Source organism: Brachybacterium sp. p3-SID1565, assembly GCF_025143785.1.
In the GTDB taxonomy this organism is placed as follows: domain Bacteria; phylum Actinomycetota; class Actinomycetes; order Actinomycetales; family Dermabacteraceae; genus Brachybacterium; species Brachybacterium epidermidis.
Map to the genome: position 1 here is coordinate 1 of NZ_JAMBDS010000012.1, position 12,347 is coordinate 12,347.

The window sequence follows — 12,347 nt, forward strand, 5'->3', positions numbered from 1 at the left end:
GCCTCACCAGCGGTAGTGGGCGAAGGCGCGGTTGGACTCGGCCATCTTGTGGGTGTCCTCGCGGCGCTTCACGGACGCACCGAGACCGTTGGAGGCATCGAGGATCTCGTTCATGAGGCGTTCGGTCATGCTGTTCTCGCGACGGGCGCGGGAGTAGCCGACCAGCCAGCGCAGAGCGAGGGTGGTCGAGCGGCCGGGCTTGACCTCGATCGGCACCTGGTAGGTGGCACCGCCGACGCGGCGGGAGCGCACCTCGAGGCTGGGACGGATGTTGTCCAGCGCAGCCTTCAGGGTGACCACCGGGTCCTGGCCGTTCTTCTCACGGCAGCCCTCGAGAGCGCCGTAGACGATGCTCTCGGCGACGGTCTTCTTGCCGTCCAGGAGGATCTTGTTGATGAGCTGGGTGACCAGCGGCGAGTCGTAGACGGGGTCCACGACGAGCTGGCGCTTGGGAGCTGCTCCCTTACGAGGCATTACTTCTTCTCCTTCTTCGCGCCGTAGCGGGAACGGGCCTGCTGGCGACCCTTGACACCCTGGGTGTCGAGGGAGCCGCGCACGATCTTGTAGCGCACGCCGGGCAGGTCCTTCACACGGCCGCCGCGGACCAGCACGATCGAGTGCTCCTGGAGGTTGTGGCCCACACCCGGGATGTATGCGGTGACCTCGATGCCGGTGGACAGACGCACACGCGCGATCTTCCGCAGGGCCGAGTTCGGCTTCTTCGGGGTGGTGGTGTAGACGCGCGTGCAGACACCGCGGCGCTGGGGCGAGCCCTTGAGCGCCGGCGTCTTCGAGGCGGAGGACTTGTCCTTCCGTCCCTTGCGCACCAGCTGCTGAATAGTTGGCACAGATTCTCTTCCTGTTCGGCCACCGGAACTGTTGACTCCGGAGGATCGACATCTTCGACCGCTGCCTGCGTGGCGCCGCAGCGGACGGCGACCCGGTTCGCCGCCCCCATGCCCGGGAAGCGGTGGCGGACCGACCCGCCCGACCGGTATGGGACCGGCCGGTCGTCGGAGGACCGTGATCGATGCCCGCGCTGCGGGACCGGGCATGGCCGCCGCACCGATTTCGGGCACACCGCCAGGATCCGCTCCTCGCGGGGGACCCCCCTCGCTGCTCCCCGGAGGGGCGGCGGGTTCGTCCCAGCTCACGACCAGAGGGCACTCCGGACGCTCTGACAGTCTACGGAGGCCCGGCGGGCAGGGTCAAAGGGATGAGGAAGCTCCGACGCACATCACACCGGGCGGGACCAGCAGGGCTGCTCCACGACGCACCTCGGCCGCAGCACCGGCGCGAGCCGGCCTGCGGCCGAGGAGGATGAAGCGGAGTGGATCAGCGGATACCGAGCTTGCTGGTGCACGCCGGCCAGGCGCCCCAACCCTGACCGGCCTGGACCTTCTTGGCGATCGCGATCTGCTGGTCGCGAGTGGCCTGGTTGGCGTACGGGGCGTACTGGCCACCGCCGTAGGCGCGCCAGGTGCCCGCGGAGAACTGCAGGCCGCCGTAGTACCCGTTGCCGGTGTTGATCGACCAGTTGCCGCCGGACTCGCACTGGGCCAGTCGGTCCCACACGGAGCCCGAGGGCGCCGTGGGCGCGGGAGCCGAGGAGCGCTCGGAGCTGCGAGAGGACTCGGAGGAGCGGGAAGGCTCCTTCGTCTCGCTCTTCTTCTCGGTCTTCTTCTTCGTGGCCGGCTGTGCCTTCTCCTCCTGCACGGGGGCGGGCTCCGGTTCCGGCTCCGGCTCCGGCTCTGGCTCGGGCTTCGGCTTGGTGCCCACCAGGGTCACCTGCGCCACGGGCTCGGTCACGACCTTCTCGGTGACGACCTGCGACTCGGTGACCTCACCGTCGACCAGCTTCTCGGAGACGACCTTCTCCCGCGAGCCCTCCTTGCCGGCGACCTTCACCTTGGTGGTGCCCTCGAGGAGGGAGTCGTCCTTCTCGGTCTTCTTCTCGAAGGGGATGGTCTCGGTCTCGGTGCGCTCGGTCTGGCGCACGCGCTGCACGGTGATGGTGGCACCGTCCTCGAGGATCGAGTCGCGGTCCACGGACGCGGTGTCGGTGTCCTCGATGTCGCGGAGCACCGTGCGCATCGCCTCGTCGACGGTGAGAGCGGCGACCTCGAAGGTGTCCTGGCCGTACTGGCCCACGAAGGTGACGGTCTTGAGGGTGACCACCTCGACGTCGTTGCCGTCGGCGACCAGCTCCGTGCCGGGCTCCGGGGTGATGCGGGCGCCCTCGGTCTCGAGCTCGAGCTCCTCCAGCGCGTCGGAGACGGTGGTGCCGGTGGTGAGCAGTTCCTGGGGCTCGCCGTCCACGGTCACGGTGACGGGGGTGCGCTCGATGATCTGGATCTGGGTGCCATCGGTGACCTGCTCATCGAGTCCCGGGATCACCAGGTCGGTGTCCTTGACCTCGATGCCCTGGTCCGCGAGGACCTCGGCCACGGTGGGGCTGAAGGTGCGCACGTGGGACTCCTCCCCGTACGCATCCACCGTCACCACGTTCGACATCGCGTACGCGGTGCCACCGCCGCCGACGCCGATGACGCAGGCCGTCGCGGCCGCGATGATCCACGGGGTCTTCTTCACTGTTCCACCTGCTTCTCGCCGCCGCCAGGCGGTCCGTCGTTCCCTGGGTCCGTGGGCCCCGGAGGGGGCCGGGCGGGAATCGGCGCGATCGCGTGCTCGACTCCAAGGAGCCGAGGTGCTGCGGGGGAAGAACGCGCGGAGTGCCGCCGTCCTCCATGCTTCCGCGCGCGGCGGGGCCTCGTGAAGGGTCCCGGCCAGACCTTGGCCAGGGACCGGAGGGATCTTTACCCGCTCGTGAACATGCACGCGCCCCAGGTCACGCTGAGGAACGCACGGCGTGGCGGTCCTCACGGGCACGGACCGTCGAGCGGCCCTGTGACAGACGGGCAGCAGGGGCGGCCCCACCCGGAGGTGGGACCGCCCCTGCTGATCTGGCCGACCGCATCCGCTCCCCCGCTCTTACCGGCAGTGACCGGTGGAGGCGGAGGGGGATCTCAGCGGGTCAGCGGAAGTCCGTGCGGAACGGATCGGCGTAGTCGATGTCGTCCAGGTTCACCGAGCCGGTCTGGCCGAAGCCGGAGAAGTCCAGCTCGTCGTACCCGGGCACCTGGTACATCTGCGCCTTGGCCTCGTCCGTGGGCTCCACCGCGATGCGGCGGAACCGCGGCAGGCCGGTCCCAGCGGGGATCAGCTTGCCGATGATCACGTTCTCCTTGAGCCCCATGAGCTGATCGCTCTTGCGGTTCAGGGCGGCCTCGGTGAGCACGCGGGTGGTCTCCTGGAAGGAGGCCGCCGACAGCCACGAGTCCGTCGCCAGCGACGCCTTGGTGATGCCCATCAGCTCCGGGCGACCGGAGGCGGGCTGACCGCCCTCGGCGAGCACCCGACGGTTCTCGGTCTCGAAGGCCACGCGCTCGGCGAAGTCACCGGGCAGCAGGTCGGTGTCACCGGACTCGATGATCGTCACGCGGCGCAGCATCTGCCGCACGATGACCTCGATGTGCTTGGCGTGGATGTCCACGCCCTGCGAGATGTACACCTTCTGGACCTCGTCCACCAGGTGCTGCTGCACGGCGCGGGGGCCGAGGATGCGCAGCACCTGCTTCGGGTCCACCGAGCCCACGGTGAGCTGGTGGCCCACCTCGACGTGGTCGCCGTCGGAGACCCGCAGGGTCACGCGCTTGGACACGTTGTAGGTGATCGGATCGGTGCCGTCGTCGGGGGTGACGGTGATACGACGCTGCTTGTCGTTCTCCTCCACCTCGACGCGGCCCGCGGACTCGGTGATCGGCGCGAAGCCGGCCGGGGTGCGGGCCTCGAACAGCTCCTGCACACGCGGCAGGCCGTGCGTGATGTCGCCGTCGGCGCTGGCCACACCACCGGTGTGGAAGGTACGCATGGTCAGCTGGGTGCCGGGCTCGCCGATCGACTGGGCGGCGACGATGCCCACGGCCTCGCCGATGTCCACCAGGTGGCCGGTGGCCAGGGAGCGGCCGTAGCAGGCGGCGCAGGTGCCGACGGCGGAGTCACAGGTGAGCACGGAGCGGATCTTGACCTCGCGCACTCCCCCGGCGACCAGCTTCTCGATGAGCACATCGCCCACCTCGTCGCCGGCCGCGGCCAGCTCCTGGCCGTCCTCACCGGTGACAGCGGAGGCGAGCACACGCCCGTACACGGTGGTCTCCACGTTCTCGTGGGCCACCAGCGCACCGGCCTCCTCCACCGCGATCGGCAGCACCAGGCCCTTGGCGGTGCCGCAGTCGGCCTCGCGGACGATGACGTCCTGGGAGACGTCCACCAGACGACGGGTCAGGTAGCCGGACTGGGCGGTCTTCAGAGCGGTGTCCGCCAGGCCCTTGCGGGAGCCGTGCGAGGCGATGAAGTACTCCAGGACCGACAGTCCCTCCTTGTAGTTGGAGAGGATCGGACGCGGGATGATCTCGCCCTTGGGGTTGTTCACCAGGCCGCGCATACCGGCGATCTGGCGGATCTGCATCCAGTTGCCTCGGGCACCGGAGTGCACCATCCGGTAGATGGTGTTGGTCTCCTCGAAGTTCTCGCGCATCGCGTTGTCGACCTCATTGGTCGCCTCGGTCCAGATGTCGATCAGCTCCATGTTGCGCTCGGCCTCGGAGACCAGGCCCAGGTCACGGTTCTCCTGCACCTGCGCGGCCTTGGCCTCGTACTTCTGCACGATCTCGGCCTTGTTCGGCGGGACCACCACGTCGGAGAACGCGAAGGACACACCGGAACGGGTGGACCAGGAGAAGCCGTAGGCCTTCAGGGCGTCCAGGGACGCGGAGACCTGCACCTTCTCGTAGCGCTCGGCCAGGGCGTTGACGATCGAGCCCAGGCGCTTCTTGCCCACCTGGCCCTCGACGTACGGGAAGCCCTCCGGCAGCGTCTCGTTGAAGAACACGGTGCCCAGGGTGGTGGTGAGGGTGATCGGGTCGCCCTCGCTCCAGCCCTCGGGGGCCTCCCATCCGGTGGGCGGCACGATGTCGGTGAAGCGGATGGTCACCGGCGCGTTCAGGTCCAGCTCGCCCGCATCGAAGGCCATGATGGCCTCCGCCTCGGAGGAGAAGGAGCGGCCTGCGCCGGGGACGTCCTCGCGCACCGTGGTCAGGTGATACAGGCCGATCACCATGTCCTGTGCGGGCATGGTGACGGGGCGACCGTCGGAGGGCTTGAGGATGTTGTTGCTCGAGAGCATCAGGATGCGGGCCTCGGCCTGCGCCTCGGCGCTCAGCGGCAGGTGCACGGCCATCTGGTCGCCGTCGAAATCGGCGTTGAAGGCGGCGCACACCAGCGGGTGCAGGTGGATGGCCTTGCCCTCCACCAGCTGCGGCTCGAAGGCCTGGATGCCCAGGCGGTGCAGGGTGGGTGCACGGTTCAGCAGCACCGGGTGCTCGGTGATGACCTCCTCGAGCACGTCCCACACCTCGGGGCGGGCACGCTCGACCATGCGCTTGGCGGCCTTCACGTTCTGGGCGTGGGACAGCTCCACCAGGCGCTTCATCACGAACGGCTTGAACAGCTCCAGCGCCATGCCCTTGGGCAGGCCGCACTGGTGCAGCTCCAGCTGCGGGCCGTTCACGATCACGGAACGACCGGAGTAGTCAACGCGCTTGCCCAGCAGGTTCTGGCGGAAGCGGCCCTGCTTGCCCTTGAGCATGTCCGAGAGGGACTTCAGGGGGCGGTTGCCCGGACCGGTGACCGGTCGACCGCGGCGGCCGTTGTCGAACAGCGAATCCACCGACTCCTGCAGCATGCGCTTCTCGTTGTTCACGATGATCTCGGGGGCACCGAGATCCAGCAGCCGCTTGAGGCGGTTGTTGCGGTTGATCACGCGACGGTACAGATCGTTGAGGTCCGAGGTCGCGAAGCGGCCGCCGTCCAGCTGCACCATGGGGCGCAGGTCCGGCGGGATCACCGGCACGCAGTCCAGCACCATGCCGTCGGGCGAGTTGGTGGTGGTGCGGAAGGCGGAGACCACCTTGAGGCGCTTGAGGGCGCGGGCCTTCTTCTGGCCCTTGCCGTTGGCGATGATCTCGCGCAGGGACGCGGCCTCGGAGTCGAGGTCGAAGTCCTGCAGGCGCTTCTGGATCGCCTCGGCGCCCATGCCGCCCTCGAAGTAGGTGCCGTAGCGCAGCTTCATGGCGCGGTACAGCTGCTCGTCGCCCTCGAGATCGGCCACCTTGAGGGACTTGAAGCGCTCCCACACGTTGGTGACGCGAGCGATCTCGGCGTCGTACTTCTTGCGGATCTGGGCCTGCTCGCGCTCGGCGGAGTCGCGAACCTTGCGCTTCGCGTCGGCCTTGGCGCCCTCCTCCTCGAGCTGGGCGAGGTCCTTCTCGGCGGTGACGGCGCGGTCGTTGACCGCGCTGTCGCGCTCGTTCTCCAGCTCCTTGATCTCCAGGTCGTGGCGGGCCTGGAGGTCGGGCAGGTCCTCGTGGCGGGCGTCCTCGTCCACGGCGGTGATCATGTACGCGGCGAAGTAGATGACCTTCTCGAGGTCCTTCGGCGCGAGGTCCAGCAGGTAGCCCAGACGGCTGGGCACGCCCTTGAAGTACCAGATGTGGGTGACGGGGGCGGCGAGCTCCACGTGGCCCATGCGCTCACGGCGCACGGAGGACTTGGTGACCTCCACGCCGCATCGCTCGCAGACGATGCCCTTGAAGCGCACGCGCTTGTACTTGCCGCAGTAGCACTCCCAGTCCCGGGTGGGACCGAAGATGCGCTCGCAGAACAGGCCCTCCATCTCGGGCTTCAGGGTGCGGTAGTTGATGGTCTCGGGCTTCTTGACCTCGCCGTGCGACCAGGCGCGGATGTCATCGGCGGTCGCGAGGCCGATGCGCAGCTCGTCGAAGGTGTTGACGTCGAGCACAGGTGTCCTTCTCTCGAATCGTAAGTCAGGCGGTCTGAGTGATCAGGGTCGAGGGGCGGGCCGGCGGCCACGCGGGGCGTGGACCGTCGGGCCCTGTCTCTCAGACCTCTTCGATGGAGCCGACGCCCTCGTGGGGCCGGCGGGACAGGTCGATGCCGAGCTCCTCGGCGGCGCGGAAGACCTCCTCGTCGCTCTCCCGCACCTCCTGGGCGGTGCCGTCGGAGGAGAGGACCTCGACGTTCAGGCACAGCGACTGCATCTCCTTGAGCAGCACCCGGAAGGACTCCGGGATGCCGGGCTCGGGGATGTTCTCGCCCTTGACGATCGCCTCGTAGACCTTCACGCGGCCGGAGATGTCGTCGGACTTGATGGTCAGCAGCTCCTGCAGGGCGTAGGCGGCGCCGTAGGCCTCCAGGGCCCACACCTCCATCTCGCCGAAGCGCTGGCCGCCGAACTGGGCCTTTCCGCCCAGGGGCTGCTGCGTGATCATCGAGTACGGGCCGGTGGAGCGGGCGTGCAGCTTGTCGTCCACCAGGTGGTGGAGCTTCAGGATGTACATGTAGCCCACGGAGATCGGGTCGGGGAACGGCTCACCGGAGCGACCGTCGAACAGGCGCGCCTTGCCGTTCTCCTTGACCATCCGCTCGCCGTCCCGGTTGGGGCGGTGGTTGGCGATCAGGCCCTCGAGCTCATCGGCGGAGAGGCCGTCGAACACGGGCACCGCCACCGGGGTGCCGGGCTCGCCGTGCAGGGCCGTCTCGGGCAGGTCGTCCACCGCGGCGGAGCCCTTCTCGAGGTCCCAGCCGTTCTTCGCCACCCAGCCCAGGTGGGTCTCCATCACCTGGCCGATGTTCATGCGCCCGGGCACGCCCATCGGGTTGAGGATGATGTCCACCGGGGTGCCGTCCTCGAGGAACGGCATGTCCTCGACCGGCAGGATCTTGGCGATGACGCCCTTGTTGCCGTGGCGGCCGGCGAGCTTGTCGCCGTCGGTGATCTTGCGCTTCTGAGCCACGTACACGCGGACCATCTCGTTGACACCGGTGGGGAGGATGTCGCCGTCCTCCTCGTCGGTGAACACGCGCACACCGATGACGGTGCCGGACTCGCCGTGGGGCACGCGCAGAGAGGTGTCGCGCACCTCGCGAGCCTTCTCGCCGAAGATGGCGCGCAGCAGGCGCTCCTCCGGGGTCAGCTCGGTCTCACCCTTCGGGGTCACCTTGCCGACCAGGATGTCGCCCGGCTCCACCTCGGCGCCGATGCGGATGATGCCACGCTCGTCGAGATCGGCCAGGACGTCGTCACCCACGTTGGGGATGTCCCGGGTGATCTCCTCCTTGCCCAGCTTGGTGTCGCGGGCGTCGACCTCGTGCTCCTCGATGTGGATCGAGGTGAGGACGTCGTCCTGGACCATCCGGGAGGACAGGATGATGCCGTCCTCGTAGTTGTGGCCCTCCCACGACATGAACGCCACCAGCAGGTTCTTGCCCAGCGACAGCTCGCCCTGATCGGTGGAGGGGCCGTCGGCCAGGATCGAACCGGCCTCGACGCGGTCGCCCTCGTCGAACAGCACGCGCTGGTTGTAGCAGTTGCCGGCGTTGGAGCGCTGGAACTTGCCGATGGGGTAGGTCTGACGGGTGCCGTCATCGGCCATCACGGAGACCAGGTCCGCGCTGAGCTCCTCGATGACGCCGCCCTTCTCGGCCACCACCACGTCGCCCGCGTCCACCGCGGCACGACGCTCCATGCCGGTGCCGACCAGCGGCATCTCCGGGCGCAACAGCGGCACGGCCTGGCGCTGCATGTTCGACCCCATCAGCGCACGGTTGGCGTCGTCGTGCTCGAGGAAGGGGATCATCGCGGTCGCGACCGACACCATCTGGCGGGCCGAGACGTCCATGTAGTCGACGTCCGTGGCGTCCACCAGGTCCGGCTCGCCGCCGGCCAGGCGCACCAGCACCTGCTCCTCGGCGAAGCGGCCGTCGTCGGTGAGCTTGGCGTTGGCCTGGGCGATGACGTGGCGATCCTCGTCGTCGGCGGTCAGGTACACGATCTCGTCGGTGACCTGGCCATCGGTGACCTTCCGGTACGGAGTCTCGACGAAGCCGAAGGGGTTGATGCGGGCGAAGGTCGCCAGCGAGCCGATCAGGCCGATGTTCGGCCCCTCAGGGGTCTCGATCGGGCACATGCGGCCGTAGTGCGAGGGGTGCACGTCGCGCACCTCCATGCCCGCACGGTCGCGGGACAGACCGCCCGGGCCCAGCGCCGAGAGACGACGCTTGTGGGTCAGGCCCGACAGCGGGTTGTTCTGGTCCATGAACTGCGAGAGCTGCGAAGTCCCGAAGAACTCCTTGATCGCCGCCGTCACCGGGCGGATGTTGATCAGGGTCAGCGGGGTGATCGCCTCGACGTCCTGCGTGGTCATGCGCTCGCGGACCACGCGCTCCATGCGGGACAGGCCCGTGCGCACCTGGTTCTGGATCAGTTCGCCGACCGCGCGGATGCGACGGTTGCCGAAGTGGTCGATGTCGTCGGTCTCCACGCGCACGGTGTGGCCGTCGGCGCTGGTGTACTCGGTGAGGCCCTCGTGCAGGGCGACGATGTACTTGATCGTGGCCACGACGTCCTGCAGGCGCAGGCTGGACTCGGACAGCGAGCCGTCCACGCCGAGCTTCTTGCCGATCTTGTACCGGCCCACCTTGGCCAGGTCGTAGCGCTTGGGGTTGAAGTAGAGGTTGTTCAGCATGGCCTCGCCCGCATCGCGCGTGGGCGGCTCGCCCGGACGCTGCTTGCGGTAGATGTCCATGAGGGCCTCGTCGGTCGAGGAGATGCGGTCCTTCTCCAGGGTGGAGCGCATGGACTCGAACTCGCCGAACTCCTCGAGGATGTCGCTGTGGGACATGCCGAGGGCCTGCAGCAGGGTGGTCACCGACTGCTTGCGCTTGCGGTCGATGCGCACGCCGACCTGGTCGCGCTTGTCGACCTCGAACTCCAGCCAGGCGCCGCGCGAGGGGATGATCTTCGCGGAGAAGATGCGCTTGTCGCTGGTCTTGTCGATCGTCTCCTCGAAGTACACCCCCGGGGAGCGCACCAGCTGCGAGACGACCACGCGCTCGGTGCCGTTGATGATGAAGGTGCCCTTGTCGGTCATGAGCGGGAACTCGCCCATGAAGACCGTCTGGGTCTTGATCTCGCCGGTCTCGTTGTTCATGAACTCGGCGATCACGTACAGCGGAGCGGCGTAGGTGAGGTCCTTCTCCTTGCACTCCTCGACGCTGTACTTCGGGTCGTCGAAGGTGTGGTCCCGGAAGGACAGCGACATGTTGCCGGCGAAGTCCTCGATCGGGGAGATCTCCTCGAGGATGTCGGCCAGACCGGAGGTCTGCGGGACGTCCTCGCGCCCAGCGGCGGCGGCCTCAGCGGCACGCTCCTGCCAGCGCTCATTGCCCAGCAGCCAGTCGAAGGACGTGGTCTGCAGGCTCAGGAGATCCGGAACGTCGATCGGATCGCCGAGCTTGGCGAAGGTGACGCGCGGCGAGGCGGTGCGACGGGAGATGTCGGTGGTGATATCGGTGCTCGAGGCAGCCAAGGGGGGTCCTTCCAGGCCGATGACGGAATCCCAGGCGCGGCGAACACCCCGTGAGGTGAAGAGACTTGCCGATGGCCGGCGTGATGCCGAGATGACAGAGCCGTGATGACAGAACGGGGCGAGGCACAGCGCAAAATCCGAGCATACACAGAGTCGCGGATGGACACAAGGGTCGCTTCGCGACGGGTCCATCCGCGTCGGCCGCCATATGCCTGGCGCGGAAAGGCGAGGCCTCCTGCCCGTCTTTCTCGACGTGGCTGCCGGTGCGCACGCGTTCCCGTGCGGTGACGGGAGGGGCTCCGGTGCCGTGGGCGGCAGGAACAGCTTCGTACGTCACACAGGATGCTGACTATTCGCCCGCGAGTCAAGCAGCGGGCCGCGTGTCGGTGGTGAAGGCCAGAGCACATGGCGGCCAACCCCCGCGCCCGACCCGCACCGAGGGCCCCTCCGGACGGATCCAGAGGAGCCCTCGGCATCGCCCCGTGCTGTGCGGATCAGCGCCTGCGCAGCCCCACCATCAGGGCACCGCCGCCCAGCAGGGTCAGCGCGGCAGCGGCCATGCCCCAGGCCTCGACTCCGGAGGCGTTCTTCGCATTTCTCTGCGTCACGAAACGATCACGGACGCTACCACTGGGCGGGAACGGCGGAAGGGCCGCCCCGCAGCTGCGGGACGGCCCTTGCGTCTGTGATGCGCGTGCTCGCCGGGGCGAGCACCGGATCACTTGAGGGTGATGGTGGCGCCGGCGCCCTCGAGCTTCTCCTTGGCGGCCTCGGCGTCCTCCTTCTTGACGCCCTCGAGGACGGGCTTGGGGGCACCGTCGACGAGGTCCTTGGCCTCCTTCAGGCCGAGGGAGGTCAGGGCGCGCACCTCCTTGATGACGGCGATCTTGGCCGAGCCGGCGGACTCGAGAATGACGTCGAACTCGTCCTTCTCCTCCTCGGCGGCGGCCTCGCCACCGGCGGCGGCGCCACCAGCGGCGGCGACGGCCACGGGGGCGGCGGCGGTGACGTCGAAGACCTCCTCGAACTGCTTCACGAACTCAGAGAGCTCGATGAGGGACATCTCCTTGAAAGCTTCGATGAGCTCGTCGGTGCTGAGCTTCGCCATGATGGCGTTCCTTCCTGTCGGTGGGACCTGGTCCCTGGGTTCCGGTGCATCCGCGTGGGGCGGGTGCGTGGTACTTCAGCGGCGCTGGTGCGCCAGGTCATGCGGCCGGTTCGCCCCATCGGGCGGCCGACGGTCCAGCGCGATCGCGCTGGGCGGGTGCGGGAGCTGAGCCTGGGCTCAGGCCTCCTGCTTGACCCGCAGCGCGTCCACGGTGCGCACTGCCTTGGACAGCGGCGCATTGAACACGGCGGCGGCCTTGGACATCGACGCCTTCATGGCACCGGCGGCCTTGGCCAGCAGGACCTCGCGGGACTCGAGGTCCGCGAGCTGCTGCACATCGGCCACCGAGAGCAGGTTGCCCTCGAAGTAGCCGGACTTGATGACGAGCTGTTCGTGCTCCTTGGCGAAGTCACGCAGAGCCTTGGCGGGCTCCACCGGCTCACCCTTGATGAAGGCGATGGCGGTGGGGCCGCTGAGCTGACCCTCGAAGACGTCGATGCCGGCCTCGCGGGCGGCGATCTCGGTCAGCGTGTTCTTCACCACGGCGTACGTCGTCTCGGAGCCCAGAGCACGACGCAGCTGCTTGAGCTGGTCCACGCTGAGCCCGCGGTACTCGGTGACGACGGCGGCGTCGGAGCTGCGGAACAGCTCCGTGATCTCCGCGACGGCGTCGACCTTCTCGGGGTTCGCCATGGCCCTCCTTCCAGAGGTCTCGCGCCGCCGGGTGAAGG

At 68.4% G+C, this 12,347-nt stretch carries 7 protein-coding genes; all 7 read right to left on the minus strand.

Annotated elements, in window-relative coordinates; genetic code table 11:
- Positions 1-3: 3 nt before the first annotated feature.
- A complete protein-coding gene (gene rpsG / locus M4D54_RS04650; RefSeq protein ID WP_193864425.1) occupies positions 4-474 on the minus strand; it encodes a 30S ribosomal protein S7 in 471 nt (156 codons plus the stop codon).
- Positions 474-848, minus strand: a complete 375-nt coding sequence (gene rpsL, locus M4D54_RS04655; protein WP_193864424.1) for a 30S ribosomal protein S12 — start codon at positions 846-848, stop codon at positions 474-476. Before rpsL ends, rpsG begins: the two co-directional genes overlap by 1 nt.
- Positions 849-1,335: 487 nt before the next feature.
- Entirely contained in the window at positions 1,336-2,592 is a 1,257-nt protein-coding gene (locus M4D54_RS13810) for a resuscitation-promoting factor (RefSeq protein ID WP_193864423.1), read from the minus strand.
- Between the two features lie 442 nt (positions 2,593-3,034).
- A complete protein-coding gene (locus M4D54_RS04670; RefSeq protein WP_193864422.1) occupies positions 3,035-6,919 on the minus strand; it encodes a DNA-directed RNA polymerase subunit beta' in 3,885 nt (1,294 codons plus the stop codon).
- Positions 6,920-7,019: 100 nt separating this feature from the next.
- A complete protein-coding gene (gene rpoB, locus M4D54_RS04675; protein ID WP_193864421.1) occupies positions 7,020-10,508 on the minus strand; it encodes a DNA-directed RNA polymerase subunit beta in 3,489 nt (1,162 codons plus the stop codon).
- Between the two features lie 718 nt (positions 10,509-11,226).
- Positions 11,227-11,616, minus strand: coding sequence for a 50S ribosomal protein L7/L12 (gene rplL, locus M4D54_RS04680; RefSeq protein WP_193864420.1), 390 nt, complete (start codon positions 11,614-11,616; stop codon positions 11,227-11,229).
- A 177-nt stretch (positions 11,617-11,793) separates the two neighbouring features.
- A complete protein-coding gene (rplJ, locus tag M4D54_RS04685; RefSeq protein ID WP_193864419.1) occupies positions 11,794-12,309 on the minus strand; it encodes a 50S ribosomal protein L10 in 516 nt (171 codons plus the stop codon).
- Positions 12,310-12,347 lie beyond the last annotated feature (38 nt).